This is a genomic window from Novosphingobium sp. AAP83, from assembly GCF_001295795.1.
Classification (GTDB): Bacteria; Pseudomonadota; Alphaproteobacteria; order Sphingomonadales; family Sphingomonadaceae; genus Novosphingobium.
Map to the genome: position 1 here is coordinate 68,694 of NZ_LJHY01000012.1, position 24,913 is coordinate 93,606.

At 58.9% G+C, this 24,913-nt stretch carries 29 protein-coding genes; 9 read left to right on the top strand and 20 right to left on the bottom strand.

Features of this window, described 5'->3' with window-relative positions:
• The first annotated feature begins 28 nt into the window (after positions 1 to 28).
• Positions 29 to 532 carry a peptide-methionine (R)-S-oxide reductase MsrB gene (msrB, locus tag IP81_RS06370; protein ID WP_054107184.1) on the top strand — a complete coding sequence of 168 codons (504 nt, stop codon included), beginning with the start codon at positions 29 to 31 and terminating at the stop codon, positions 530 to 532.
• Positions 533 to 865: 333 nt separating this feature from the next.
• Positions 866 to 1,840 carry an esterase-like activity of phytase family protein gene (locus IP81_RS06375; protein ID WP_197274544.1) on the top strand — a complete coding sequence of 325 codons (975 nt, stop codon included), beginning with the start codon at positions 866 to 868 and terminating at the stop codon, positions 1,838 to 1,840.
• Positions 1,841 to 2,021: 181 nt separating this feature from the next.
• Here the strand turns inward: IP81_RS06375 and rpmB are convergent, their stop codons facing one another.
• Positions 2,022 to 2,306 carry a 50S ribosomal protein L28 gene (rpmB, locus tag IP81_RS06380; RefSeq protein WP_054107152.1) on the bottom strand — a complete coding sequence of 95 codons (285 nt, stop codon included), beginning with the start codon at positions 2,304 to 2,306 and terminating at the stop codon, positions 2,022 to 2,024.
• Positions 2,307 to 2,429: 123 nt separating this feature from the next.
• Here rpmB and IP81_RS06385 point away from each other — a divergent pair, with 123 nt between their 5' ends.
• Complete coding sequence (locus tag IP81_RS06385; protein WP_054107153.1) at positions 2,430 to 2,885, top strand: nucleoside deaminase; 456 nt, start codon at positions 2,430 to 2,432, stop codon at positions 2,883 to 2,885.
• Here the strand turns inward: IP81_RS06385 and IP81_RS06390 are convergent.
• The 18 genes from IP81_RS06390 to gluQRS all read right to left on the bottom strand — a co-directional run bounded on the left by IP81_RS06390 (position 2,882) and on the right by gluQRS (position 18,186).
• Complete coding sequence (locus IP81_RS06390; protein ID WP_054107154.1) at positions 2,882 to 3,580, bottom strand: ribonuclease T2; 699 nt, start codon at positions 3,578 to 3,580, stop codon at positions 2,882 to 2,884. The genes IP81_RS06385 and IP81_RS06390 overlap by 4 nt on opposite strands.
• A gap of 4 nt (positions 3,581 to 3,584) precedes the next feature.
• The gene (locus IP81_RS06395; RefSeq protein ID WP_054107155.1) at positions 3,585 to 3,986 is read right to left on the bottom strand and encodes a hypothetical protein; all 402 of its coding nucleotides are present in this window, start codon (positions 3,984 to 3,986) and stop codon (positions 3,585 to 3,587) included.
• A gap of 12 nt (positions 3,987 to 3,998) precedes the next feature.
• Positions 3,999 to 4,865, bottom strand: a complete 867-nt coding sequence (nadC, locus tag IP81_RS06400; protein ID WP_054107156.1) for a carboxylating nicotinate-nucleotide diphosphorylase — start codon at positions 4,863 to 4,865, stop codon at positions 3,999 to 4,001.
• A 195-nt stretch (positions 4,866 to 5,060) separates the two neighbouring features.
• Positions 5,061 to 5,858 carry a LytTR family DNA-binding domain-containing protein gene (locus tag IP81_RS06405; protein ID WP_054107157.1) on the bottom strand — a complete coding sequence of 266 codons (798 nt, stop codon included), beginning with the start codon at positions 5,856 to 5,858 and terminating at the stop codon, positions 5,061 to 5,063.
• A gap of 48 nt (positions 5,859 to 5,906) precedes the next feature.
• Positions 5,907 to 7,052: a sensor histidine kinase gene (locus IP81_RS06410; RefSeq protein WP_054107158.1), complete on the bottom strand. Its 1,146-nt coding sequence runs from the start codon at positions 7,050 to 7,052 to the stop codon at positions 5,907 to 5,909.
• 51 nt (positions 7,053 to 7,103) lie between these two features.
• Positions 7,104 to 7,901, bottom strand: a complete 798-nt coding sequence (locus IP81_RS06415; protein WP_054107159.1) for a DsbA family protein — start codon at positions 7,899 to 7,901, stop codon at positions 7,104 to 7,106.
• 11 nt (positions 7,902 to 7,912) lie between these two features.
• A complete protein-coding gene (locus IP81_RS06420; protein ID WP_369800713.1) occupies positions 7,913 to 9,298 on the bottom strand; it encodes a M48 family metalloprotease in 1,386 nt (461 codons plus the stop codon).
• Positions 9,299 to 9,308: 10 nt separating this feature from the next.
• A complete protein-coding gene (locus IP81_RS06425) occupies positions 9,309 to 10,253 on the bottom strand; it encodes an alpha/beta hydrolase (RefSeq protein WP_054107160.1) in 945 nt (314 codons plus the stop codon).
• Positions 10,254 to 10,323: 70 nt separating this feature from the next.
• Positions 10,324 to 11,730 (bottom strand): hypothetical protein, encoded by a 1,407-nt coding sequence (locus IP81_RS06430; protein WP_054107161.1) that lies wholly within the window; start codon positions 11,728 to 11,730, stop codon positions 10,324 to 10,326.
• 105 nt (positions 11,731 to 11,835) lie between these two features.
• The gene (locus tag IP81_RS06435) at positions 11,836 to 12,714 is read right to left on the bottom strand and encodes a CoA ester lyase (protein ID WP_054107162.1); all 879 of its coding nucleotides are present in this window, start codon (positions 12,712 to 12,714) and stop codon (positions 11,836 to 11,838) included.
• Positions 12,711 to 13,967: an MFS transporter gene (locus IP81_RS06440; RefSeq protein WP_054107163.1), complete on the bottom strand. Its 1,257-nt coding sequence runs from the start codon at positions 13,965 to 13,967 to the stop codon at positions 12,711 to 12,713. The genes IP81_RS06435 and IP81_RS06440 overlap by 4 nt, the downstream gene beginning before the upstream one ends.
• The gene (locus tag IP81_RS06445; RefSeq protein WP_054107164.1) at positions 13,967 to 14,395 is read right to left on the bottom strand and encodes a DUF2141 domain-containing protein; all 429 of its coding nucleotides are present in this window, start codon (positions 14,393 to 14,395) and stop codon (positions 13,967 to 13,969) included. Before IP81_RS06445 ends, IP81_RS06440 begins: the two co-directional genes overlap by 1 nt.
• Positions 14,392 to 15,102 carry a sterol desaturase family protein gene (locus IP81_RS06450; RefSeq protein ID WP_054107186.1) on the bottom strand — a complete coding sequence of 237 codons (711 nt, stop codon included), beginning with the start codon at positions 15,100 to 15,102 and terminating at the stop codon, positions 14,392 to 14,394. Before IP81_RS06450 ends, IP81_RS06445 begins: the two co-directional genes overlap by 4 nt.
• Before the next feature lie 91 nt (positions 15,103 to 15,193).
• On the bottom strand, positions 15,194 to 15,511 hold the full coding sequence (locus tag IP81_RS06455) for a hypothetical protein (RefSeq protein WP_054107165.1): 318 nt from the start codon (positions 15,509 to 15,511) through the stop codon (positions 15,194 to 15,196).
• 54 nt (positions 15,512 to 15,565) lie between these two features.
• Positions 15,566 to 16,438 (bottom strand): 3-hydroxyacyl-CoA dehydrogenase NAD-binding domain-containing protein, encoded by an 873-nt coding sequence (locus IP81_RS06460; RefSeq protein ID WP_054107187.1) that lies wholly within the window; start codon positions 16,436 to 16,438, stop codon positions 15,566 to 15,568.
• A 92-nt stretch (positions 16,439 to 16,530) separates the two neighbouring features.
• A complete protein-coding gene (locus IP81_RS06465; protein ID WP_054107166.1) occupies positions 16,531 to 17,091 on the bottom strand; it encodes a cob(I)yrinic acid a,c-diamide adenosyltransferase in 561 nt (186 codons plus the stop codon).
• Between the two features lie 19 nt (positions 17,092 to 17,110).
• Positions 17,111 to 17,344: an HIG1 domain-containing protein gene (locus tag IP81_RS06470; RefSeq protein WP_054107167.1), complete on the bottom strand. Its 234-nt coding sequence runs from the start codon at positions 17,342 to 17,344 to the stop codon at positions 17,111 to 17,113.
• The gene (gene gluQRS, locus IP81_RS06475) at positions 17,341 to 18,186 is read right to left on the bottom strand and encodes a tRNA glutamyl-Q(34) synthetase GluQRS (protein ID WP_054107168.1); all 846 of its coding nucleotides are present in this window, start codon (positions 18,184 to 18,186) and stop codon (positions 17,341 to 17,343) included. Before gluQRS ends, IP81_RS06470 begins: the two co-directional genes overlap by 4 nt.
• A gap of 411 nt (positions 18,187 to 18,597) precedes the next feature.
• On the opposite strand from gluQRS, the gene guaA reads away from it, so the two are divergent.
• From guaA to IP81_RS06495, 4 genes are all read left to right on the top strand, one after another.
• Positions 18,598 to 20,157, top strand: coding sequence for a glutamine-hydrolyzing GMP synthase (gene guaA, locus IP81_RS06480; RefSeq protein WP_054107169.1), 1,560 nt, complete (start codon positions 18,598 to 18,600; stop codon positions 20,155 to 20,157).
• A 182-nt stretch (positions 20,158 to 20,339) separates the two neighbouring features.
• Positions 20,340 to 21,608, top strand: coding sequence for a tyrosine-type recombinase/integrase (locus IP81_RS06485; protein WP_054107170.1), 1,269 nt, complete (start codon positions 20,340 to 20,342; stop codon positions 21,606 to 21,608).
• 144 nt (positions 21,609 to 21,752) lie between these two features.
• Entirely contained in the window at positions 21,753 to 21,899 is a 147-nt protein-coding gene (locus IP81_RS06490) for a hypothetical protein (protein WP_157573106.1), read from the top strand.
• The gene (locus tag IP81_RS06495; RefSeq protein ID WP_054107172.1) at positions 21,899 to 22,225 is read left to right on the top strand and encodes a DUF3768 domain-containing protein; all 327 of its coding nucleotides are present in this window, start codon (positions 21,899 to 21,901) and stop codon (positions 22,223 to 22,225) included. Before IP81_RS06490 ends, IP81_RS06495 begins: the two co-directional genes overlap by 1 nt.
• A gap of 459 nt (positions 22,226 to 22,684) precedes the next feature.
• Here IP81_RS06495 and IP81_RS06500 read toward each other — a convergent pair whose 3' ends face one another.
• Positions 22,685 to 22,984 (bottom strand): DUF6626 family protein, encoded by a 300-nt coding sequence (locus tag IP81_RS06500; protein ID WP_054107173.1) that lies wholly within the window; start codon positions 22,982 to 22,984, stop codon positions 22,685 to 22,687.
• An 86-nt stretch (positions 22,985 to 23,070) separates the two neighbouring features.
• Here IP81_RS06500 and IP81_RS06505 point away from each other — a divergent pair, with 86 nt between their 5' ends.
• The gene (locus IP81_RS06505; protein WP_157573107.1) at positions 23,071 to 23,580 is read left to right on the top strand and encodes a hypothetical protein; all 510 of its coding nucleotides are present in this window, start codon (positions 23,071 to 23,073) and stop codon (positions 23,578 to 23,580) included.
• 577 nt (positions 23,581 to 24,157) lie between these two features.
• Positions 24,158 to 24,718: a tyrosine-type recombinase/integrase gene (locus tag IP81_RS06510; RefSeq protein WP_054107175.1), complete on the top strand. Its 561-nt coding sequence runs from the start codon at positions 24,158 to 24,160 to the stop codon at positions 24,716 to 24,718.
• Positions 24,719 to 24,913 lie beyond the last annotated feature (195 nt).

Below are 24,913 nucleotides of genomic sequence, written 5' to 3' on the forward strand. Positions count from 1 at the left end.
TCGGCAGGACATCAAGGTTATCGCCACTATGCGCCGTTTGACCGATCTTCCCCGCCGCCGGTTCCTCAGCCTTCTGGGCGCAGGTGTCGCCATGCCCATGGCCAGCGCGTGCAGCGCCAAACCTGCCGCCAAGGGCAAATTCCCGATTCAGAAAACCGAAGCTGAATGGCGGCGATTGCTGACGCCCGAACAGTTTTACATCCTGCGCGAAGAAGGCACCGAACGTCCGGGCACTTCGCCGTTGAACAAGGAAAAGCGCAAGGGCACCTTCGTATGCGCCGCCGATGGCAGCGCGCTGTTCGCCTCGTCCACCAAGTATGACAGCGGCACCGGCTGGCCCAGCTTCTGGAAGCCGCTGCCGCGCGCGGTGGGCACCAGCACCGACCGTTCGCTGGGCATGGCCCGCACCGAAGTGCATTGCGCGCAATGCGGCGGCCATCTTGGCCACGTGTTCGATGATGGCCCGATGCCCACCGGCTTGCGCTATTGCATGAACGGCGATGCGATGAAGTTTAGGGTCAGGACCTCTTAATCCCGCCTTCGAGGTTTGAAGCAAAATGGCCTAGTGCAAGGCGGATAGGCGCGGGAATAGTGGTCCTATTTCAAGACTATCCAACGCAGCAATAGGCCATTTTGGTCAAATCCCTGCGGGACGCCGGAATGGCTTCCATCTCAGACAGATAGTTGCTTGGAAAGGCAACCAGCCTTCCCTGCGCACCTATCCGCCCGATATGTTCGCCATTCCGACGCCTCGAAGGCGGGATTAAGAGGTCCTGACCCTGAGCCCGCCTAAAGTTTCTGCACTCAAAGCCATTGACGCGTCTTGATGATCTGCCATCGGCGTGCCGTGCGCAGATTCCCCTTCATGACTTTGCTATTCGTCCCGCTGCTGTGGCTGACATGGGGCTGGCAAGCGTTGCCGGTGCAAAATGGCCAGGTCCGCATCGTTTCGATCATTGACCGTGTAACGCAGGCTGATCGCGCCGCGCTTGGCCCCTTTGCGCTGGAACAGGTGTGGCGGTTGTCATCGGGCAACAAGCGCTTTGGCGGCTATTCCGCGCTCGTTCCTTTGCCATCCGGACAGTTTCTGGCGGTTAGTGATCGCAACACTTGGTTCCGTTTTGCGCCGCCGGTGCAGGCAGGCACGATAGCGCTGCCTATGGGGCGGATGCTGGTCCATCGCCCGCAAAAGGATGAGCTTGAATACTTCGATACCGAAGCGGCAGTGCGTGATCCTTTGGATGGTTCGCTGTGGATTGCGCTGGAGGATGATTGGCACGTCGCGCATATTGCCAAACAGGGGGAAGCAGCGCGTTTCTATCCTGTCCCGGCCTTGCGCGATTGGCCCGAAAACGGCGGTGCAGAGGCGATGACGCGGCTGGCTGACGGGCGCTGGGTCATGCTGTGCGAAACCTGCGGCGGCGGGCGCGGGGGTCTTCATCTGGGCCTGTTGTTTGCAGGCTATCCCGGCACTTCGGCAGTGCAAAAGTTCGGCATCGTCTTGCCCGCGGGTTATGCTCCGGTCGATATGGCCCCGCTGCCAGACGGACGCTTGCTGATCCTGACGCGGGCCTTCGCCATGTTCCCGGCGCACTTTTCCAACCGCCTCGTGCTGGCCGATCTGGCACGGCTCGATGGGAAGCGCCCCTTGGCAACCCGGGAGCTGGCCCGCATCGAAGGCAGCGCCCTGCGCGAGAATTACGAGGGGTTGGCGATCCGTCCTGCACCGGACGGCCAAGTGGAAGTCTGGCTGATCTCCGACGCCAACGATTCGGCGTTTCAGGAAACCCGGCTGATGCAGCTCCGGCTTGACTCAGCCAAGCTACCGACCCAAAAATAGTCAATAAAATCAAAATATAAGTCACACCCTCGTCATTGCGAGGAGGTGAAACCGACGAAGCAATCCAGAGCGGCCACAAACCACGCTATGCCTCTAAACGCCATAAACACCACAGACCAAAAGCCCCCTTTCCGCGATGGGAAAGAGGGCTTTTGAAATTCGTCCCTTGCGGGAGAAGGTCTTAGGCAGCGACAGCCTTGACCAGATCGCGCTTCACCTTGAGGGCGCGCGAGCTGAGCTTCACGTCTGATTGCTTAAGCAGCCAGTTATCAAGACCGCCGTTGTGCTCAACCGAGCGCAAACCGTGCGTCGAAACGCGGAACTTGAAGCTGCGATCCAGCTTCTCGCTCATCAGCGTGACGTTTTGCAGGTTGGGCAGGAACACACGCTTGGTCTTGTTATTGGCGTGGCTTACGTTGTGACCGACTTGGCGGCCCTTACCGGTCAGTTCGCAGATACGCGACATGGCTAAAACTCACTTGTCTGTTCGATAACACTTATCGGGAAGGCGCGGCTCTTATCGATCCAACAGGCAAAGTCAAGGATTCGCACGTTGCGAAATGCCACTTTGGCGATTAGCCCCAAGCGCATGACCCGCTGGCCTCTCCCCGATCCGATGCGCGCAGCGCTGCGCCAAGCCGCGCTTGCGCGCGATGCTGGCGAAGTGCCCATCGGTGCAGTGGTGGTGCGCCAGGGCCAGATTATCGCCGCTGCACACAACCGCCCTCGCGCCCTGTGCGATCCCACCGCACATGCCGAAGTGCTGGCGATTCGCGCTGCCGCCCATGCTTTGGGGCAGGAACGGCTGGATGATTGCGATTTGTGGGTCAGCCTTGAACCTTGCGCAATGTGCGCAGGCGCCATCGTTCACGCCCGCATCGCCCGCGTCTATTATGCCGCGCCTGATGCCAAAGGCGGCGCGGTGGAACACGGTGCGCGTGTGTTTCATCAACTAACGTGCCTGCACCGCCCCGAAGTTTATTCGGGCATGGGCGAATCTGAAGCCGCAGAGATGTTGCGCACGTTTTTTCGCGAGCGGCGTTAGAAGCTGCGCCAGATCTTCACCGGCACCGAATCGGGTGGACCATTGCCGGTGGGGCAGCGCACAACTTTCATTGCGCGCGAATGGCACACGTGAACCTCGCGCAGCCAGCCGCTGCGATTCAGCAGCAGCTTGACCATATCGGGCTTCAGGCCCGGATTGGCGATGGTCATTGCCTGACGCACCATTCCGGCGTTCAGCCCCGCCTGCCGCGAAAGCCGCGCCATATCGGGAAACTGCATGGCCTGAAACAAGGCGCGGCCCTGATCGAAATAGGCGGCGGGGTCTTTGGTCATGCACGATCCGTGCTTGGCCCATTCGTGCATCAGAAGATCAGTGGATGGCGTTGTACACAAGTTGCGGCGCAGCGTTGCGGCATCGGGCGCGCGGCGCACCGGGCACCACTGCGGATAGGCCCCGCCTTTGCCATCGGGCCACAGCCCGTGAAGGATAAACCCGAACCGCCCCATAGCGCCCGAACATTGTGAGGCATGGCGCGGATCATCCTTGCGCGTGCGGCAGAATTCGGGCGACCAGCTTAGCGCCAGCGTATAGCCGGTGGTCGGCACCACGCGCGGCGGTGCGTCAGGCTCGGGCATAGCGGGCACCGAGACTTGCGGCGGCACCCGGCACTGCCAGCCCTGGGCAAGCGCCGGGGTGGCTGTGGCGAGGCATAGGAGGGCGAGGAGACGGCGCATAAGCTTAGCTTTGCCTATCGCCCTTAAGCCACGCGTTTGAGGCTGGCAGGAACATCATTACGCCCGCAGCAGTGACGAGTAGAACTGCCAGCGTCGAGAATGCAGCAAACGGGACGCCGAGCAATGAGGCCACTGTCGAGATGCCGCCAAGCCCGATCATATCAAGCGCAACCAGTACAAGGACGAACCAGCGCGCAAAGCCGACACGCGCGCGGGACACGACCAGCCCAAGTCCGATCAGCACGGCGGCATTGGTGAAAGAGCTGATGAGGATTGTCTGGGGAGAGAGTCCAGCAGCTTTGGCCATCGCGTCCAGATGCAGCACGATAGTAACGATACGAATGAGCTGACTGGCGATCAGCGCATATTCGAACCAGCGGATGGTATCGGGGCGGGCAGTTTTCATGGCCGCAGAGTGTCAGCCAATCGGCGTGAAGTCGAGGCCGATATCGGCGGCGGGCGCGCTTTGCGTCAGGCGGCCAACCGAGACGTAATCGACGCCCGAGGCGGCAATCGCGCCGATGGTATCGAGGCGGACCCCGCCCGAGGCCTCGCATGGCACACGGCCCGCAACCAGCGCCACGGCTTCGCGCAGCAGGTCTGGCCCCATGTTGTCGAGCAGCAGGCGCGTGGCTCCTGCGGCCAATGCAGGTTCGATCTGGTCGATGTGGTCCACCTCGCAGATCACGTCTTTCACGCCCGCTGACAGCGCGCGGCGCACCGCTTCACCCACGCCGCCTGCGACCAGAACGTGGTTATCCTTGATCATCGCTGCATCCCACAGGCCCATGCGGTGATTGCTGCCGCCACCGGTGCGCACGGCGTACTTTTCCAGATGGCGCAGGCCGGGGATGGTCTTGCGGGTATCGAGCAGTTTCGCTTTTGTCGCGCCCATAGCGTCAACATATTGCCGCGTCAGTGTAGCCACGCCCGAGAGGTGCTGGACGGTGTTCAGCGCGCTGCGCTCTGCCGTCAGCATGGCGCGGGCATTGCCTTCCAGCCGCATCAGGTCAGACCCCGGGGCAACGCGCGCGCCTTCCTCGGCCAGAATCTCGATAGTCATTGCAGGATCAAGCGTGCGGAAGAAGGTGGCGGCAATCGGCAGCCCGCAAACCGTGATTGCATCGCGGCTGTCCATCACGCCGGAAAAGCGCGCATCGGCCGGGATCACGCTTTCACAAGTGACATCAAGCCCGCCACCGGGCAGGCCCTCGCCAAGATCCTCGGCGAGCGTAGCGGCAACGAAGGCTTCCAGATCGAAGCCGGGAATGGAGAAACTGCTCATAGGCCGTCCAATATCATCCCCACCGTTCGTGTCGAGCGAAGTCGAGACACGACCGGTGGGGTTTAATTTTGTTTCACGCAGAGACGCAGAGAAGAAGGAGAGACGCGGAGAAAACTACGCAGCCTCTCTGCGCGTCCCTTTCTTCTCTGCGTCTCTGCGTGAACCAATAGGGCTTCGCCGAAAAAGCGGGACCGATCAGTGAACGAAGCGCGCCACCACATCGCGGTAGGAGCGTGAAACTTTCACCTCGGCCCCTGATTCCAGCACGAGGAAGCATTCGCCGTTGGTGTGCGGGCGTACCTGACGGACCTGATCGAGGTTGACGATCTTGGAGCGGTGGACGCGCTGGAACACGCGCGGATCAAGGCGGCGCTCAAGGTCTTTCATCGTCTCGCGCAGGATCAGCGAGTTATCGCCGGTGTAGATGCACATGTAATCGCCCGCCGCTTCGATGCGTTCGATCGTGTCCACGTCCACGCGGAAAATCTGCCCGCGATCCTTGATGTTGATCAGCTTTTCAAAGCGGCCCGCTACCGGCTCGCCCTCGTCTTCGCTATCGGGCATCGCATCGGGCGCAACTTCGGCGAGCACGATCTTGAGCTTGTCGGCCTCTTCACGGCCGCGCTTTTCGGCAAGGCGGGTGCGCGCGCGGTCAAGCGCATCGGCAAGGCGGTCTACATCCACCGGCTTGAGCAGGTAATCGACCGCGTTTGCCTCAAACGCCTTGATCGCGTGTTCGGAATAGGCGGTGACGAAGACGAACAGCGGCGGATCGATTTCCATCACGCCTTTGACCACCGAAAAGCCATCGAAGCCGGGCATCTGGATATCGCAGAACACCAGATCGGGCTTTTCGGTCTTGATCTTGCGGATCGCCTCGCGCCCGTTCGAGCAGGTGTCGATCACTTCGACATCAGGGAAGGCCTCAAGCCGCAATTGCAGGCCCTGAATGGCCAGTTTTTCGTCGTCGACGAGGATCGTTCGGATGGTCATGCGGTTCCCTTATGGATCACGTTTTGCCCCCGTGAATGGTTCCCCAAATCATGCCGATATCCCCATGGGGCGGCGCGCCGGGATAGTAGCAGGCAGTGGTTCGCGTGCTTCAAACGGTAGCTCTAGCACAACTTGAAACCCGCCTTCTGGACGATTGGAAATGTCGAAGCGCTGGTTCTCGCCATAGGCCTGCCCCAATCGATCGCGAATGTTGGCAAGGCCGATCCCGGTTGAGTCAGTGCTTGCGCCAAACACCGTTGAAGGATCGGTCCCCGGTTGCAAGCCCGGTCCGGTATCAGACACGGTAACCCGTAGCATGGAGCCGACGAGTTGCGCCTCAACCGTAATTTCTGCGCCGTATTCCAGCGGACTGACCGCATATTTGATCGCATTTTCAACCAGCGGTTGCAGCAAAAGCGATGGCATCAGCGCATTGCTCACCGCATCATCAATGCGGAATTCGGTGCGCAGGCGCTCTTCAAAGCGCATCAACTCAATGTCGAGATAGAGCTTCAGTGTCTCGATCTCTTGCGCCACGGTGACGCGCGCGGTGGGTTCGTTGACCAACGTGTAGCGCAGGAACGAGGAGAGGCGCGAGAGCATCGCGTTGGCCGGTTCGGTCTGCTTGAGCAAGACCAGTGTCGATATGGAATTGAGCGTATTGAACAGGAAATGCGGGTTGAGCTGGTAGCGCAGCATCGCCAGTTGGGCACTGGTGGCCTGTGCTTCCAGCCGCATCAGCTGATCGTTCTGTTCTTCCACCTGAAGGAAGAAATTGATCGCATAATACAGCCCGGTCCATGAAATCAGCAGCGTGAGATCCAGGTAGAATACGCCGATGAACAACTGGGCAAAGCTGGCATCGCCATCCTGCCGGTACAAGCTGATCACCCATGAATCGATGAAGGCATAAAGCCCCACCGCTAGTGACAGCACCAGTGCAGTGACGCCCCAGGTGATGATCGGACGCCGGTTCATCACGGCGCGGTAAATAACCGAAAGGATCAGCGAGATCGAAAAGCCGGTGATCGTGGCGATCACCACGATGACCAGGAACGACCACGGCTGCGCATTGGCGATGGACGATACCGCGCGCAGCAGCATTGCGCCGCCCCAGCCAAGGAACTGCAAACGCCAGAAAGCGCGGTTCTTGTTGCCGAAAAACGGCGTTGGTCTGAACGGCAGGGCAGCCATGAAGGGGTTGTAACGGTTAGCGGTCAGGGAAGCTAGCCTTAGAAGCGGCGGTCATCCCTTGCGGGCTGTGTCAATTGCAGCCTGCAAATCGGCTGCGGGCACTGCGCCGGAGATGATCCTGTCGCCAATGACCCATGCCGGTGTGCCGTTGACGCCCAATTGGCGGGCCACTTCCAGATTGCGCTTCAGCTCTTCTTCCACGCCTTTGCTTGCGCCAAAGCCGCGCGCAGCGGCAAGATCGATTCCGGCAGCGCTGGCGGCAGCCACAATGCTTTCCTCGCTCGGGCGCGGGCCTTCGAACATCAACTTGTGATAGGCGGGGTACTTGCCCTGAGCCGCAGCGGCCAGCGCCATGCGCGCGGCAGGCCCGCTTTCGGGCGCGATGATCGGCAATTCGCGGATGACGACGCGCAGATCGGGGTTCTTCGCGATCAGGCCTTCCAGCGCTTTCATGCTTTGGCGGCAATAGGTGCAGGCAAAGTCGGTGAATTCGACCAGCGTTACTTTACCATCGGGATTGCCCAGTACCGCGCCGGGGAAAGGTGTTTCCAATGCACCGCGCATCGGTGCAATTTGCGCAGCAGATTCACGCTGTTGCAGGCGTTCCATCGCCTCGGGCAGCACTTCGGGATGCTGAAGAATATACTCGCGCACCAAGCCTTCGATGGCCGCACGCTCTTTGCCATCGATGCCAGCGCTGGCAAGCGAGGCTTCAAGCTGGGCATCGCTGCCCTCACCGCCGGAGGAACGCTGGCTTTCAAACCACCATCCAGCGCCTGCTCCACCAACCGCAAACAACGCGGCAACAAGGACGAAAGCGCCAATGCGCCGGGGTTGATTTTCAGCCATTACTTTGCATCCTAGCGTGACTTGCGCCGCCGCTCAATGATCGCGCGTACCGACATCGCAATGTCTTGTGCGCGCAGCCAATCGGGCGAGCCTTTGGGAAGCGCAGCTTCTGCCGCTTCGGCGCTGCGCAGCGCTTCTGGCAGGCGCATGTTCATCAATTGCTGTTCGGCGCTGGCCAGGCGCGCGCGCGGGATATCGCCGCGCGCCTGATAGACCACGCCCAGCTGATACCATGCAAAGGGGTTGTCTTTGTCGCGCGCGACCGCGTTTTTGAGCACTTTTTCGGCTTCGGCAAGATTGTCGGCATCTTCCGTCGCAAGCAGGGCGTGGCCGAAGGCGGTTGCGATCAGCGGTTCATTGCCGGTTTGCGCGGTGGCTTTGCGCAAAGGCTCAAGCGCTTCGGCAGGACGGCCCGATTCCAGCAGGATTTGCCCTTCCAGTTCAAGGAAATAGGGGTTCGCCGGGTCTTGCGCGATCAGGGCCTTGGTCTCGTCTAAAGCCTTGTCGGCATAGGCCTCCTTGTGAAAGGCATAAGCGCGGGCATAGCGGGCGGGCGTGTCGGTCAGATAGGCAGGATACGTCCGCAACGTGTCTTGCGGATCAGCCAGATAGCCATAGAGCTTGGCCTTCACGCGCTGGAACCGCGCTTGCAGATCGGCAGGGGCCGGAGTGTTCCACGCCGGGTCGCGCTCATAGACATCTTGCAGGGTGGTTAGCCGGTCCGATGTCATCGGGTGAGTGCGATAGAATTCGGCATCAGGGTTGGCGCTGGCGTTATAGCCATAGCGGAATTCCTGATTTTGCAGCTTTTTGAAGAATTCGATCGAGCCGCGCCCGGAAATGCCCGCCTTGGCAAGGAAGTCTGCGCCAGCGGCATCTGCCGATGATTCCTGCGCGCGGCTGAACGCCAGAAACTTGCCCATGGCGGCTTGCTGTCCAGCCATAAACACGCCCATCGCTGCATCGGGCGAACCGGCAGCGGCGGCAAGACCGCCCAACAACAGGCTGAGCACGGTGATCCCGGTGGCGGGCTTCATCCCTTCATCAAAGCGTATGATGTGGCCGCCGGTGATATGGCCCAGTTCGTGCGCTATCACGCCTTGAAGTTCGTTGACGTTATCGGCTGCGCTGATGAGGCCAGAATGAATGTAGATCGCCTGTCCGCCGGCTACGAAAGCGTTGATCGAACCATCGTTGAGCAGAACCATATCGATGGCGCGCGGGTCAAACCCGGCGGCTTTGAAGATCGGCGCACCCGCATCGCGAAACAGCGCTTCGGTTTCGGCATCGCGCAGCACCGATTGCGCGGCGGCGGGCTGAAGGCACAGCGCCAGCGCGGCAAAGCCTGCTGCCAGTTTGGCCAAAAGCCGGTTCAACAAGGGTGCGCGCGTGATCACAAGTCCTCGATTATCGGGCCGCGGCCTTAACAGCAACTGAAGAGGGCGGAGAAGATTGCAAGGCAGTGACTTTCGCCAGAAACGGCAGCACCGCATCAAGTGCGCGGGTATCGCGGGAAAACGGCTTGGCAAACTGCATGATGATGCCTTCGTGGGTCACGCCTTCCAGCAGAACGGGGGTGTTGGGCACTCCGGCTTCGGTCATCCGCTGCGCCAGCGCTTTGGAATTGCGCGGCTTTACCCTTGTGTCGACATTGCCTGTTACCAGCAGCATCGGTGGTGCATCGGCGCGCACGAAGGTGATGGGCTGGGTCAGCGCCGGATCAAGGGCTTGGCCAAAGCTGTTGATCGTGGCGTCGGTATCGAAGGGCAAGAAATCGAACGGTCCGGCCAGCGCCACCGTGCCCCGGATGGCTCGGTCATCCAGCCCCACGCGCTTCAGCCATTGCGGATCAAGCGTGATCATCGCCACGTTATAGGCTCCGGCAGAATGGCCCATCAACACAATCCGCGCCGGATCGCCGCCTTGCTTTGCGGCATTATCATGCACCCAGCGCAACGCGCCTGCGCCATCTTCGAGCATCGCTGGAAAGCGCGCTTTTGGATAGAGGCGGTATCCTGCCAGCACCACGGCATAGCCCTGCGCACAAAGGGTGCGGGCGATGAAGCGATAGTCATGCGGATCGCCATTGGCCCAACCACCACCGTGGATGAATAGGACAATCGGCAGATTGCCTTGCGCGCCTTGGGGCACGAACATTTCCAACTTTTGCGCAGGGTCGGGGCCAAATTGTGCGGCGGCCACTGGCCGGATTGCGCCATCGCCGCCGTTCAGCAGTTTGTCTGCGCCATTCAGCACGGCCACGGCATTATTTTTCAATGCATGTTGAAAAGCGAAAAAGCCGATCGTGCCAAGCAGGACCAGCGTAAGCGCCGTCCAGCCGATCCATCCCATGCGCAACTTGCCCCGTGTAGTCCTTCTCATCTGCCGGGGTTAGCAGGGCCAGGGCAGGGCGGGAAGTGTGCTAACCGGCTATGAGATTTCGGGCGGCGCGTTCAAACAGGGCGGGGTCATCCATCACCTCACCAATCATCGCGATTTCGCCACTTTCAAGACGACGCACCAGAACCAACGCGAATTCTGCCCCGTCTGCCGGTGCGATTTCCGCAATCTGGCGTTGGGGCAAGGCGCGCAGCGATTCCGCCAGCGCATCCGGCCCGCGCTTTGCAAGCGCCCTGCCTGCTTCCTCGCGCCGCATCCGGCGTTCGGTGTTGACCACGCCCTTCAATCCGCCTGCGGCTTCGGCCAAGTAGCGCCCCAGTTCGCCACGGTTCAGGCCGATGCGCTGGGCATGGGTGAGGGCGGCGGCATATTCGGTCAGGCGCGTCTTGTCGTAATCTGCGCCAAACACCAGTTTGACGACCGGGGTCATCGGCGCGCGGTCCTGCACTGTCAGGCCTGCATCATCCAGAAGTTTGGCAAAATCATCGGGCGCGTTTTGGGCGGCCAGTGCAAAGTCCCAAGCCCGACCAATCGCGGCGTAGAGCGCGCTGCGGGTGCGGTCTTCGCTGGAATGGGCAACGCGCGCCAGGTCACGCGCCGAAGCCAGCCAATCTGCCAGTGCTTCGGGCTCGTCCTGCGGCAAGGCCACAAAGGCCGGCATGATGCCGTCATCCAGCGCAAAACCCCCATCAGTCCCGAAAGCGGGTTCGGGGCCAAAGGCAGGTTCCGGGCCAAATACACTTTCCGAAAAGGCCTCAAGGTCAAGCACGGCCGGGCCATCGGCCCAAACGTCATTGGTCTCGATCAGCGAGCGGCGCGGCAGTATCTTGGGCTTCGGCGCATCGAGTACTTGCCCGATTGCCAGCAGCAGTTCGTCGGTCGTGGTTTGATCTGCCAGCTCTTTCCAGTTGATCACGCCCATGATGTAATCGATCTGCAAATCATCGGACGAGAATGGCAGCAGTATCCCGCGATACAGGATTGTGCGGCCATGCTGGTTGACGAATTCGGCCTCGAAGCCGATCGGCGCCTGATTGGCGATGATCTGCATGTAGTGATCGGTAATGCGCGAAAGCAGCGAACGGCCCGGAACCTGGCTGAGCCGTTCAATCGAGCATTCCGTGCCGCATTCGTCGGCCAGCTTGGTGCCGACAAATTTGATTGCTGGGTCTTCAATGCCATCGTCAAAGTGAAGCAGCACGGCGTTGGCGGCAAAATCGGGGTAGACGCCATCGAGCAAGGTGGCGACGGCGGGGAAGGTGCGGTCACCCAGTAGGCCTGCCCAATAGTTGTAGGCGCGCACCTGCATGCGACGCTCGTCCTGCCCGACGGGTGGCGGCGGCGGTTCGCTGATGATTTCGTCCTCGAAACCCGACAGATCGAGCTCCGTATCGTCATCATTCCGGTCAAATCCGCGTAGCGTATCCATCAGGCTCACCAAATCCCTTGTGTGGGACCGGTTTGGCGCAACTTTGTAAAAATGTGCTTAAGTTGCGCCAGAGGGAATGTGCGATATCATCCGCGTGTGGTGCCGTTATCCGCGTGCCGCGATGGCCTGTGCTTTGGCCAGCAGCCGTTCTGCCTGGGCAAGATGCAGCAATTCCGCCATTTTTCCGTTAACGCGCAGCGCGCCTTTGCCCGCATTCGCCGGATCGGCAAAGGCGGCAACAATGCTTTGGGCTTCGGCAATATCCGTTTCAGTTGGCGCGAAAACCCTATTGCATACCCCGAGTTGCGCCGGGTGAATCAGCGTTTTGCCATCGAACCCCGAATCGCGTGCCTGTATGCACTCGGCCTCAAGCAGCGCCGTGTCCTCAATCGCGTTGCACACCCCATCAAGGATGATCAAGCCATTGGCGCGCGCCGCCAGCACGGCCAAGGTCAGTACCGGCACAAATGCGGCGCGGCCCGGAAGTTGCGCAATGCCGCTGTCCTTGGCCAGATCGTTGAGGCCCAGCACAAAGCCTTTGAGCCGTGTGGTGGCAGCACAAGCCGCGATGCGTTCCAGCGCCAGCACGGCGCGCGGCGTTTCGATCATCACCCACAGCGCAACTTCCGGTGCAAAGCCTGCCTCGTCCATCGCTTGGGACAGGGTGACGATGTCGGCGGCATCATCCACCTTGGGGGCCAGCACTGCTTCTACCGGTGCTGCTCCCAGCGCATTGAGATCATCATGGCCCCACGGCGTTGACAGCGCATTGATCCGCGCAATCAGGCGGCGGTGGCCAAACTCGCCTGCGAGCGTTTCCGCCACCAATGCCGCGCGCGCATCGGCCTTGGCTTCGGGCGCAACGGCATCTTCCAGATCGAGCGCCACGGCATCGCAATCCAGCGTCCGCGCCTTGGCCATCGCACGCGCATTGCTGGCGGGCATATAGAGGACAGAGCGTATGGGGCGGGAATCTACGGTCACGGGCGCTTCTCCGGAACAACAGCAAGGATGCCTTCTTCGCGCGTCGGCATAGGGGCAAAAAAGTGCAAGGCAAGTGTCAGCACAAGCCATAAGGCGGCAATATAGAGCGCGGTGCCAAGGCTGGCGGCATCGGCGATCATGCCCCAGACCCATGCCCCCAGCGCCATCCCGCCAAACGTGATGGCTTGATAAATCGATAAGCAGCGCCCCAGAATATCCTCGGGGCTGCGCAATTGCATCGCCACATTCAGGCTGGTCATCGCCGCCACCCAGCCCATTCCGCCGATGAATGAGGCGGCGACCGCCAAAAGCAAGCTTGCCGCCGATGCCAGCATTACCAGCGCCGTAGCCAGAATGATCGTCGCGCTGGTGACAATCGCTTCACTGCCAAACCTCCGCCGCATTTTCGCCACCCAGAGTGCTGTCACGATGGAGCCTATGCCGAATGCGCCCAGCATCATCCCGTAATCCAGTTCATCGCCGCGCAGAATGTCGCGCGCGATGCTGGGCATCAGTGCTTGCAAACCTGCTGCACCAAGGCCGATGGCAAGTCCGCGCAATAGCACTTTGCGGATGGGTGATGAGTCGGCGCAAAACCGCATGCCGCGCCCGATTGCTACCAGCATCGGCTCTTTGCGCCGTACCTGGGCTTCGGGTCGCCACATCATCAGTACCGTAATCATCCCGATATAACTGACCGTGTTCAGTCCGAAGGCCAGGCTGGTGCTCCATAACGAGATCAGAATACCGCCCAGCGCCGGGCCAACACTGCGCGCCAGATTGAACGATATGGCATTGAGCGAAATGGCTTGCGGCAAATCATGCGGTGCCACTTGCAACCGGACCGAGGCCTGCCACGCAGGTGCATTCGCCGCCGTGCCAATGCCCACCATCAGCGTCAGGATCAGCAAGGACCACGGGCCGATGTTCCCACTCCATGAAAGCGCCGCGAGCACCCCTGAAACCACCAGCATGCCGGTTTGGGCTACCAGCATCACGCGGCGGCGGTCAAAGTTGTCGGCAATCGCGCCTGCAAAAATGCCCAGCAACAGGATCGGGATAGTGGCCGATGCCTGAACCAGCGCCACCATCAAGTGCGAGGTCGTCAATTCGGTCATCAGCCATGCCGCGCCGACAGACTGGACCATCGCGCCGATGCTCGAAAACAGGTTGGCCAACCAGATTGCGCGGAAGGCCGGATAATGAAATGGAGCCAGCGCTCCGCCAGAGTTCGAAGGCGCTGTTACCGGCACTAGATGTAGCGGACCTTCATGGTCATCCGGAGGGGCTTGCCTGCGGTTACGCTGAATACGGCAGCGTCAAATTTGGGCGCTGCCATCTTGACCGGCGCATCGCGTGAAAAACCGAAGCCTTCTTTAGGCAGGAACAGTGTCTTGTCCATTTTCTTGTTGCTGTTTTCATCATGCAGCAAAACGATAGCATAGCGCCCCGGTGCAACATCCGGAATGACCAGCGTTCCAGCATCGCTGGTCTTGACCGATACCACCCGCCGGGCAGGATCTTTATCACAGCCTTCGGGAAAGAGCTTGGGCACGGCGGTCATGCACAAATGGACCATCCCGGTTTTGTTGCGCAAGCCAGTCAGTTCAACCGAGATGGTGGTGGCGCCGGGCGAATTGCCCAGCAACAACAGGGGCAGCAGCGTGGTTAGGCGTTTCATGGGGCAGATAGTCCCTTGTCTGTGCCGCAAAGACGGTCCCAAAAACGGAAATAGAGGCCGTAGTTGCAGCGATATTGCTCATGATGGCGGTTATGGTGGCTTGCCGTTATCAGCCAACCTCCCAACCTTGAATGAACAAGGGCCTTGGGGAAAATCTCCCAGCCCATATGGTTGGTCACGCCCATCACGGTCATCACCAGCAACACCATACCCACCATGCCGATGTGGATCGGGATGACGAACACCAGCGCGGGGATCAGCAGCGAGACAATCGCCGCTTCGATGGGGTGAAAGTTCATCGCCGCCCATGCCGTGGGCGGCCGGCTTGCGTGGTGGATGGCATGGACTTGCCGGAATACGGCAGGGCGGTGCATCCAGCGGTGCGTCCAGTAAAACCAGGTATCATGGATCACGAGGTACGCCAGCAACGACAGCGGCATCCACCAAAGCGGATAGTCCAGCGGGTTAGTGTAAATCCGGGTCCAGCCGCGCTGTTGCCAACCCCACGCAATGATCCCGGCGGGCACGCCATAGATCGCCGCCGTAGCAAGGCTCCAGATGATTTCCGAACGGATCTGTGTGCCCAGCCCGCGATAAAGTCCGGGCCGCACTTTATGCGTCATCCACGCAAATAGCCCGCTGGTGGCAAGATAGCGCAAAGCGACAATGACCGTCATCGCGAGGGCAGAAGCAAAAGCGCTGTTCATGCCCTGCGCTATGCCAAGCTTTGCCGCCAAGGGACAGCCCTGCCTTGGGGCAGGGTGAAAATAGAGCTAAACGCGGTTTTTGCCGCTGGCTCTACGCCCCGTGCGGGCTATCGTCGTCTATGCCGCTTTGGCCCAACATGCCCTCTTCGTCATCATCGCTGCGTTCGCCGCGATAGGCGCTCATATCAATCACGCCGCTGCTGACCATCTGGTTCATGTGATCGACCAGATCGGGCATGTCTGAATTGTTGTCGCTGAGGCCGCCGGGCGCATGCTCGGTATCGCCGTGATCACCGAGCAGGCTGGTGCCGCCCGCCAAGGCGTCGGCGGCAACGGTCTGGGCCTGAGCCTCGCCATCTTCCTGTTCGGTATTGACGGTTTCGGGTGGCGGGGTGGTGCGATCGGTCATGGCGTGTCTCCTTGGTCGAGAAGACTACGCCCTGATCGACCGCCTGTTCCGCGACTACCGAGTCGGCACGGGCGTTTCGCCCGAATAATCGTAAAAGCCGCGGCCCGATTTGCGGCCAAGCCAGCCTGCTTCGACATACTTTTGCAGCAGCGGCGCAGGGCGGTACTTGGGATCGCCGGTTGAGGCGAGGTAGATCTTCATGATTTCAAGCAGGGTATCCAGTCCGATGAAATCGGCCAGTTCCAGCGGCCCCATCGGATGATTGAGGCCAAGCTTAACACCCTTGTCAATGTCCACCACCGAACCGGTGCCGCTGCCGAGCACGAAGGCGGCTTCATTGATAAAGGGCACGAAAATGCGGTTGACGATGAAGCCGGGCTCATCTTGCGAGAGCACGATTTCCTTGCCGATATCGCCAACAAAGCCGCGCACCAGATCAATCGTGCCAACCGATGTGGCAAGGCCGGGGATGACCTCGACCAGTTTCATCAGGGGCACCGGATTGAAGAAGTGGATGCCGATGAAGCGTGCAGGATCGGGCGATGACACGGCCATGCGCGTGATCGGGATCGACGAGGTGTTCGATGCCATCACTGCGTGCGACGCGAGGTGCTTGCCGGCCGATTCAAAAATCTTGTGCTTGATGTCTTCACGCTCGGTTGCGGCTTCGATCACCAGATCGGCTTCGGCCAGCGCGGCGTGATCTGAAAAGCTGTGGAGGTTGGCGACGGTGGATGCGGCCAGCGCTGCATCGACCTTGCCCTTTTCAACCAGCTTGGCGAGGCCCTTGGCGATCTTGTCGCGCGCCTTGTCGGCCAGTTCGACCGAGACATCGCCCAGCAGCACTTTCATGCCCGCTTGCGCCGATACTTGCGCAATGCCCGAACCCATCTGGCCTGCGCCGATGACTGCAACCGTTCTGATCATGAAAAAATCCTCGTCGTGCATAGCAATGCGCCGGTGCCTAGCGAGGGTGGGAAGCCGAGTCTACCTGCCCCAAGCAAGAGGCTGGACCGGATTTATCGCGAAGCGCCCGGCACCCACAGCGGATCATTGCCGGCATTGGTGGCGCGGGCGAGCACGAACAGATAATCCGACAGCCGGTTGAGATAGGCCAGAACCAGCGGGTTCACCGCTTCGACATTGTCGAGTTCCACAGCGGCGCGTTCAGACCGGCGAACCGTGGCGCGCGCGACGTGGATGCGTGCGGCGGCTTCTGAACCACCCGGCAGGATGAAGCTGGCAAGCGGGGGCAGCGTTTCGTTCAGCGCATCAATCGCAGCTTCCAACCAATCGACTTGGCTTTGCACCACGCGCAGGACCATTTCGGATGGCGCAAAATCATCACCGGGCGTGGCCAAATCGGCGCCGAGATCAAACAGGTCGTTCTGGACGCGCTGAAGATCGAGTGCGGTTTGCGGTGACGCTGCAATGACGGCCAAGCCGATGGCGCTATTGGCTTCATCGACTTCGCCGATGGCCTGCATGCGTGCATCGAACTTAGTGCGGCGCGAACCATCGACGAGGCCGGTTGTGCCATCATCCCCGGTGCGGGTGTAGATCTTGTTGAGTTTTACCATTGGTTTTGACCGGCAGGGTTTAGCGCGACATGGCCATCAGCACGGCCACGGCAACAACGGCCATACCCTGATACTTGATGCGATTGAACATCATCCTGTTTTGCAGGATCTGCATATCCGTAGCGCCATTGGCCGGATCGCTTTTCAGGTCCGCCTCGGTCGTCTTGAGGAAGGCGATAATTCCGCGGACGAGCGAGATGACCGTCATCGCGACGAAAAACATTATCAGCGGGACCAGAAAATAATAGCTCATGGTTGAAGAGTTAAAGCGTCTGACTGGGAAATGCCAGTGTCAAAGAGGGCAGAGCGCACTTCGGCAGCCACGGCACGACCATCCTCTCCGGCGCGGCGGCGATCGGCAATGGCGGGGGCATCGCGGCGCTTGGCCAATTTGCGCCCGTCGGATTCGACCAGCACGGGATGGTGATGCCATGTTGGCACGGGCAGGCCGAGCAAGTGTTGCAGTAAGCGGTGGATGTGGCTGGCGTGAAATAAATCCACCCCGCGCGTCACATGCGTGACACCGTCGGCAGCATCATCAAGCGTGGCTGCAAGGTGATAGCTGGCGGGCGCATCCTTGCGCCAAAGCACGACATCACCGAACATTTCGGGGCGGGCCTGCTGCACCCCGCGCCGCTCATCGGTCCATTCCAGCGGGCCTGCAAGGATCGCCGCCTGCTCTATATCCAGCCGCCACGCGGCCTCGGTGTTGGGGCGGGCTCCCCGGCGCAGGCAAGTGCCGGGATAGATCGGTCCGTCCGGCCCTTGGGTATGCGCGGCGGCGGCAATTTCGGCGCGGGTGCAGGTGCACGGGTAGAGCAATCCCATCGCGCGCAGATTATCGGCGGCGGCGCGATAGCTGGCGATACGCTGCGATTGCGCGGGGACTTCGCGGCAGGCAAGGCCCAGCCAAGCCAGATCGGCACGGAATTCGTCGGCCAGTTCAGGGCGGGAGCGCGCGCCATCGATATCTTCGATTCGCAGCAGAAATTCGCCGCTATCGCGCATCGCGCGGTCATGAGAAGCGATTGCGGAAAACGCGTGACCCAGATGGAGCGGGCCGTTGGGGCTGGGGGCAAAGCGGGTTATTGTCATATGCGCGGCAGATTAGCGCGCTTGCACAAGAAACTATATGGTCCAAAAAAAACAAAACGGCCACCCGCTGGGGGTGGCCGCTTTTGTTGATTTGTCGCGGTATATCCGTCAGCTCAGGCGAGCGTGGCGGTGAACATCATGCTGCTGAGACCAGCAGCCAGGATGATCGGAAGCGCGGCAGTGATAAAACTACGCATGGGTGTTCCTCCTGTTGGGATTCACCTTAGCAAGCATCCTCTCAGTTCGTCGGGTCCGGCAGGGTGGCGCTGGAAGCATCAGAACTGCCGTCGCCAATACGCCGAATGACGTATGCTGCAAGTGCGAACGGAGCACTTACAGTTGCATGTAACGCAATTGTCACATTTGATGGGCCGTCTGGACAGAAACCGCCCTTGTCCTTATCGGCACGCCATGAGCATTCAACCTTCAGAATCGATCCTCATTGTCGACTTCGGCAGCCAGGTAACCCAGCTAATTGCGCGGCGCGTGCGCGAAGCGGGGGTCTATTCCGAAATCGCACCCTATACGCAGGCCGAAGCCGCGTTCCACCGGATGAAGCCCAGCGGCATTATCCTGTCGGGATCGCCCGCCAGCGTTCCCGCCGATGGTTCCCCGCGTGCGCCGCAAGTGCTGTTCGATTCAGGCCTGCCGATCCTTGGCATCTGCTATGGCCAGCAAGTGATGAGCGAGCAGCTTGGCGGCAAAGTAGAGCCCGGCGATTCAGGCGAATTTGGCCGCGCGTTTCTGACCGTCACCGAACCTTGCGTGCTGTTTGACGGGCTTTGGTCTGTAAACGAACGCCATCAGGTGTGGATGAGCCACGGCGACAAGGTGACGCAATTCGCCCCCGGCTTCCGCATCGTTGCAGTATCGGATGGCGCGCCGTTTGCGGTGATCGCAAACGATGAAAAGAAGTATTACGGCACACAGTTCCACCCCGAAGTGGTCCACACCCCCGATGGTGGCAAGCTGATCGCCAATTTCGTGCGCCATGTGTGTGGCTGCACCGGCGACTGGACAATGGCCGAATTCCGCAAGACCAAGATTGCCGAAATCCGCGAGCAGGTCGGCTCCAGCCGCGTGATTTGCGGGCTTTCGGGCGGGGTCGATTCGGCGGTGGCAGCCGTGCTTATCCACGAAGCTATTGGTGATCAGTTGACCTGCGTGTTCGTCGATCACGGGTTGATGCGTATGGGTGAGGCTGAACAGGTCGTTTCGCTGTTCCGCAATCACTACAACATCCCGTTGGTCCACAAGGATGTCTCGCCGCTGTTCCTTGGCGGCCTTGCAGGCGTCACTGATCCCGAAGCCAAGCGCAAGTTCATCGGCAAAACCTTCATTGATGTGTTCGAAGCCGAAGCCCGCCAGGTGGGTGGCGCAGACTTTTTGGCGCAGGGCACGCTCTATCCCGATGTGATCGAATCTGTCAGCTTTACCGGCGGGCCTTCGGTCACGATCAAGAGCCACCATAACGTCGGCGGCCTGCCCGAACGCATGAACATGAAGCTGGTCGAACCCTTACGTGAACTGTTCAAAGACGAAGTGCGTGCGCTGGGCCGCGAACTGGGCCTGCCCGATGTGTTCGTGGGCCGCCACCCCTTCCCCGGCCCGGGCCTTGCGATCCGTATCCCCGGCGAAGTGACCAAGGAACGCTGCGATATCCTGCGCAAGGCCGATGCGATATACCTCGAAGAGATCCGCAACGCCGGGCTTTACGATGCGATCTGGCAGGCCTTCGCCGTGCTGCTGCCGGTCAAGACCGTGGGCGTGATGGGCGATTTCCGCACCTATGACTGCGTCTGCGCGCTGCGCGCCGTAACCAGCACCGATGGCATGACGGCTGACATCTACCCGTTCGATGCCGCCTTCCTCTCCCGCGTGGCCACGCGCATCGTCAACGAGGTGAAGGGCATCAACCGCGTGGTCTATGACTATACCAGCAAGCCGCCGGGTACGATTGAATGGGAGTGACAAAATTGACTCAAGACATTGAAAATAAACAATAAAAAACTTACACAAAACTTTCACATTGAAATTTTGTTGTTGCTTTTCAAGCTCCACGGCAACAATGTTACACGAAACCTTACGCAGGTGCGAAACTGCTACTGACCATAGTGTTCGCACCCCGTAAGGGCACACAGACGGGGCAGTGTATGGGCCTGAAAAAGAAGCAGTTTTCAGAAGATGAAGTCGTCATTTTTGACGAGGCTTTGATCCAGAAGCGCGGCGAATTCTGGCAATTCCGCATGTGGCTGGAACGCGAAGACAAGTACGCCCGTGTCAGTCTGCGCACTCGAAACCGTGACGCTGCCATCGCCAAAGGCAAAGAAGTCTTCCACCAGATCAAAGCCAACCAAACGATAGGCAAAACGTACTTCTCGCTGACAGCGAAAGAAGGCGTCGACATGTATCTTGAGCAACGCAACAAGGACGTGACTGCGGGCCTGATCGTCAAAGGCCGCTATGGTACGATTCGCATCCACCTCAACCACTGGCTGAACTTCATCGGTGCCAAGACCAAGCTCAAAGAGCTGGAGTGCACTGACTGCGAAAATTATTACCACCATCGGTCCGAAGAGAGCGGCAAGGGCGGCGCCAGTCTGTCCACCATCAAGAACGAGCAAAGCTCAATCAACGCCATGATGGAATGGCTCTACAAGCGCAACGAAGTCACCATCCGCGAATTCGACTTCAAAAAGCTGCCGCGCATTTTAAACGACGAAGAGGCAATCCGGCGCGCTACCTTCACACCCGAAGAGATCACTGCACTGCGCAAGTCGCTGTTCAATGAGGCGACCGAGGTGGCCAAAGACCTCGCCAACCGTCGTAATCTCACAAGGTTCATCACCGCGTACTATCTTATGGTGGCTTCGATAACTGGGTTGCGCACTGGCGAGCAACGGCAGTTGACTTGGGGTGACATACGCTTCGACACCGTGATCACGGGTGCCGAGGGCAACGAAGAAGAAATCCCGGTCGTTGTCATCACCGTTCGTGCGGAAACATCCAAGGTCCGCCAACGCCGTATCTTCTATGTTCAAGACGACGAGCTGTTCGACAACATACTCAAGATCATGAAGCCCCTTCTGGGCAAACAGCAGCTTGCAGACTGCCTCATTTTCAGCCGAAACGGCAAGACAATGATCAAGGAGCACGACATCCTTGAAACATTTGCGTGGGCCTTGGCGAAGTCAGAGGTCAAAAATCGCGAAACTCGCAATCTCGTACCCTACAGCTTCCGGCACTACTTCATCACCGACCGAATCAAGTCCGGCCTGAGCTACGGCAATGTCGCCAAAATGTGCGGAACCAGCGTTACGCAGATTGAACGTACATACTTCCACATCGACACCGACATCATGATCTCCAATGCGCTGGCGGGCTATTTCGTGTCCAAGGATGGCGTAATCGTTACGACCTAATCGGCCACAAGGATCTTGAGTTACTCAAGAAAACGAAATCACTCAACCTCCTGATATTATGTGATAATATCACCTTTCCGGTAGGCCGCTGGGCCACCTGGCAATATGCTGCGAGCATCGACAACGACGATGCAGGAGCATGCCATGCAACAATACCGTCTCTGGGTGCGTATTTCCCAGACCCAGACCACCAACACAATCGTGCACGCCGACAATGCCTTGGCCGCCAAGCAGATTGGCGAAACACTTTATGGTCGGGGCAATGTGCTCAATTACACGAGGGTCGGCTAATGGGGGACGACAACAGCGCCGCCATCGCGCGCCTCAACGATGCAGCACGTACAACTCTATCCGACTGCCGCGTGGTTATGACGCAGGGCGTTGCTGACTTGGGCAACGTGGGCGAGGTTTTCGAGAAGGTGTGCAGTTACACTGACTTCAATGAGCGCAATGATCCATATGGCGAGCACGACTTTGGCAGCTTCGAGTTTGCGGGCCAGCTCGTGTTCTGGAAGTTTGACTATTTCGACGTAGACTTGCTCATGCATTCACCCGACGCCAGCGATCCCGCCGTAACATGCCGGGTGCTCACCGTCATGCTGGCCGAGGAATATTGAGTAACTCAAGATAACACGTGGCTAAATATGGGCATGAGATTTTACGAATTTTCCCAGAGCCCTTTGACCGCGCAACGCCGCAGCAAAACATCACAGCACATTGCCCATGAGACCCAAAACACCGCAGCGTGGCAACAACGACATCAACAGCTCGTCTGCCAATTGCAACAGCAGTGGAACGAGGTCCGCAGGCCATAAGTATCTGCGCATAGCCTGCCTGTGGTGTCTGCGCATTTTGTGCCCAGTCATATAGCGCGGCAAAAATTGCCTGATATTGCAGGATTTTAGGCATGGGCTGTTGCTGAGAAAACGCGTGCCACGGTGAAGAAAACCACCCAGACCGAGATTATGAGATGCGCGAAATCTGCGCAGCTGGAATTTTGCTGGGCAGTCAGCCTTTCCGGTAGACAATCAAATATCTGATTTTAATGTGTTATAATGGTACCTTGGGCTGATTTCTTAGAGCCACATCGCCCTGCTCTGCTGGTTGATCTGTGCGTGGCACTGCTGGCTTAGCGCAAGGAAACGTTCGCCGATTTTGCGATGACGATCCTGTTGAACCAACTGATGGCCGTAGTGCTGCAACTTGCTGGCGCAGATAGCGATGGTGGCAACGCTGGGCTCGGCTTTCTTGAACCGTAATGTGCGCAGATAGCATTCGCTGCGGCCCAGCCAGTCGCGGCTAAACTCGCTTTCGCTGTCCACTGCCCGAATGTCGCGCAGCAGCTCAAATATCTCATTTATAACCGTTTTCTGCATGCTTCATGTCCCCGTTGATAAATAACTGAGCTTGTCTGGAGTGCTGCCACGCGTTCGCTGCCAAGCTTATTTATCAAGGACTTCACATGAAACATTCCGAAATTGGCTCAAGGCCAACGCTGTCCGGCAAAGACCGCATGACACAAGCCCTGCTGGCCCATGTTCGCCCCACGCATTTCATCACGCTGTCGCTGTGCCAAGCACGGCAAATTCAAGGTGAGCATCACGGCTACACATGGTTGCAAGGCGACGACACGATTTACAGCAATGTGCATCTATCATTCATGCGCAGCCTGTCGAAACGCCTGACACCGCGTGTGGCATGGGATCGATACCAACCCATGCTGCCAAGCACTTGCGCAGTGGAAGGCGGCAAGCACGGCGTGCGCAATCATCTGCACCTCAGCATTGCCAAACCCTACGACGTCTCCGAAGAAGACTTCCGCATGGCCATATGCTGCACAGCGGCAGGCAATCCTTGGATCATGAATGGCGAATATGCCGTGGACATCAAGACAGTGGGCGACAGCACTGAAGCTGCCAACGCCACATACTACAGCATCAAGCATGGGCTGGAGCGCATTTTAGTCAGCTGATGCGCACATAGCTGGCGGGACAGGGCAAGAGCAGCAACACATTGGAGCGCCTTGCCAGCAAGCACATGGTGTTTGCACTGCCCCCAACAGCGTTTACGATCTTCGGATCACCTACAATGTGCTGAAACGGGTTTTCAGCGCTTTAGTGGTGGTGTGAATAACATAAGCTGTTCAAACTCAATGATAATGCTCAATGATAATGCTCAATGATAACGCTCAACGATAACGCTCAATGGTAAACTTCATGGTAAACTTCATAATCGGGTTATGAGACATGCATGATGCAAGGCTTCATACAAAACCTGACCCACTGCTTCCAATTTGAACCTGACAATCCAAACGAAGCTGAAGAACATCGGCAAAGGTTGCGGACACGAAGCGAAGCTGAGGGACAGGCAACCAGCAGCCGTATGCAAGCTGCGCAGCGGCGAGCATTTAACCTAATGAAATACATGTTCCATTAGGTTTCACATGAACCCCTTGAAGTCCTTGGACTTCCTTACTCCACCAAATCGGTAGACTAAACATAACCTAACATTATATACTCAATGCATTGATTATATGAGGTTTTGTGAAAATGAAGCAGGCGCGCACACTCAACGACACAGAACTCAAACTGGTCATGGCGCACTGCGCTACAAGGCGACATGCCGCACGTGATCGCGCAATCATCATGGTCAGCTTCCACCTGGGACTTCGGGCCAAAGAGATAGCTGCACTCGCAGTTGGCGATGTGCGTGGGGGTGATGGGCAAATTCGGGATCAGTTTGCACTGGACCGGTCGCAAACCAAGGGCGGCGTGACACGGACTGTTTACCTGAACCAGAAGCTGCGCCGGGAATTGCGTTCATTTGTGCCCCCTACAGCTAGGGCCAGCGATCCTTTGTTTGCCAGTCAGAAAGGCGGGCAGTTTTCGCCCAACACCATGTGCCAGCTGTTCCTCGACATATATGCGCAATGCGGTTTGACGGGAGCTTCAAGTCATTCAGGCAGGCGCTCATTCATCACGCGACTGGCCAACAAGGGCATCAATGTCCGGTTACTTGCTGCCTTGGCTGGGCATTCCAGTATTCAGGTCACGCAGCGGTACATCGATGTGAACCCCGACCAGCTTTCGGCGGCTGTTGAACTGCTCTGACTGCTTGTGAACAGGCTACTGCTTGCTAAAGCATTGTATATAAACACATAACTCATTTGCCAACGATGCAAAATCGACACTTGCTTCTTGAGTTACTCAAGAAATATGCACGATGCAGCGCGCCTGATCGCTGATGCATCCTAGGCTCAGGACTCATTGATTGAGCCAGAAGATGACGGTTGCGGCGATGCAGAT

What these genes read in the sequence shown, in the direction of transcription:
- gluQRS (WP_054107168.1), bottom strand. Translation starts at nt 18,186, where the DNA reads ATGACAATAACCCGCTTTGCCCCCAGCCCCAACGGCCCGCTCCATCTG.
- IP81_RS06460 (WP_054107187.1), bottom strand. Translation starts at nt 16,438, where the DNA reads ATGATCAGAACGGTTGCAGTCATCGGCGCAGGCCAGATGGGTTCGGGC.
- IP81_RS06495 (WP_054107172.1), top strand. Translation starts at nt 21,899, where the DNA reads ATGGGGGACGACAACAGCGCCGCCATCGCGCGCCTCAACGATGCAGCA.
- IP81_RS06450 (WP_054107186.1), bottom strand. Translation starts at nt 15,102, where the DNA reads ATGAACAGCGCTTTTGCTTCTGCCCTCGCGATGACGGTCATTGTCGCT.
- IP81_RS06385 (WP_054107153.1), top strand. Translation starts at nt 2,430, where the DNA reads ATGACCCGCTGGCCTCTCCCCGATCCGATGCGCGCAGCGCTGCGCCAA.
- IP81_RS06445 (WP_054107164.1), bottom strand. Translation starts at nt 14,395, where the DNA reads ATGAAACGCCTAACCACGCTGCTGCCCCTGTTGTTGCTGGGCAATTCG.
- IP81_RS06415 (WP_054107159.1), bottom strand. Translation starts at nt 7,901, where the DNA reads ATGGCTGAAAATCAACCCCGGCGCATTGGCGCTTTCGTCCTTGTTGCC.
- IP81_RS06500 (WP_054107173.1), bottom strand. Translation starts at nt 22,984, where the DNA reads ATGCAGAAAACGGTTATAAATGAGATATTTGAGCTGCTGCGCGACATT.
- IP81_RS06485 (WP_054107170.1), top strand. Translation starts at nt 20,340, where the DNA reads ATGGGCCTGAAAAAGAAGCAGTTTTCAGAAGATGAAGTCGTCATTTTT.
- rpmB (WP_054107152.1), bottom strand. Translation starts at nt 2,306, where the DNA reads ATGTCGCGTATCTGCGAACTGACCGGTAAGGGCCGCCAAGTCGGTCAC.
- IP81_RS06410 (WP_054107158.1), bottom strand. Translation starts at nt 7,052, where the DNA reads ATGGCTGCCCTGCCGTTCAGACCAACGCCGTTTTTCGGCAACAAGAAC.
- IP81_RS06510 (WP_054107175.1), top strand. Translation starts at nt 24,158, where the DNA reads ATGAAGCAGGCGCGCACACTCAACGACACAGAACTCAAACTGGTCATG.
- nadC (WP_054107156.1), bottom strand. Translation starts at nt 4,865, where the DNA reads ATGAGCAGTTTCTCCATTCCCGGCTTCGATCTGGAAGCCTTCGTTGCC.
- msrB (WP_054107184.1), top strand. Translation starts at nt 29, where the DNA reads ATGCGCCGTTTGACCGATCTTCCCCGCCGCCGGTTCCTCAGCCTTCTG.
- IP81_RS06430 (WP_054107161.1), bottom strand. Translation starts at nt 11,730, where the DNA reads ATGGATACGCTACGCGGATTTGACCGGAATGATGACGATACGGAGCTC.
- IP81_RS06490 (WP_157573106.1), top strand. Translation starts at nt 21,753, where the DNA reads ATGCAACAATACCGTCTCTGGGTGCGTATTTCCCAGACCCAGACCACC.
- IP81_RS06425 (WP_054107160.1), bottom strand. Translation starts at nt 10,253, where the DNA reads ATGGGATGGATCGGCTGGACGGCGCTTACGCTGGTCCTGCTTGGCACG.
- guaA (WP_054107169.1), top strand. Translation starts at nt 18,598, where the DNA reads ATGAGCATTCAACCTTCAGAATCGATCCTCATTGTCGACTTCGGCAGC.
- IP81_RS06395 (WP_054107155.1), bottom strand. Translation starts at nt 3,986, where the DNA reads ATGAAAACTGCCCGCCCCGATACCATCCGCTGGTTCGAATATGCGCTG.
- IP81_RS06375 (WP_197274544.1), top strand. Translation starts at nt 866, where the DNA reads ATGACTTTGCTATTCGTCCCGCTGCTGTGGCTGACATGGGGCTGGCAA.
- IP81_RS06470 (WP_054107167.1), bottom strand. Translation starts at nt 17,344, where the DNA reads ATGAGCTATTATTTTCTGGTCCCGCTGATAATGTTTTTCGTCGCGATG.
- IP81_RS06405 (WP_054107157.1), bottom strand. Translation starts at nt 5,858, where the DNA reads ATGACCATCCGAACGATCCTCGTCGACGACGAAAAACTGGCCATTCAG.
- IP81_RS06390 (WP_054107154.1), bottom strand. Translation starts at nt 3,580, where the DNA reads ATGCGCCGTCTCCTCGCCCTCCTATGCCTCGCCACAGCCACCCCGGCG.
- IP81_RS06465 (WP_054107166.1), bottom strand. Translation starts at nt 17,091, where the DNA reads ATGGTAAAACTCAACAAGATCTACACCCGCACCGGGGATGATGGCACA.
- IP81_RS06505 (WP_157573107.1), top strand. Translation starts at nt 23,071, where the DNA reads ATGAAACATTCCGAAATTGGCTCAAGGCCAACGCTGTCCGGCAAAGAC.
- IP81_RS06455 (WP_054107165.1), bottom strand. Translation starts at nt 15,511, where the DNA reads ATGACCGATCGCACCACCCCGCCACCCGAAACCGTCAATACCGAACAG.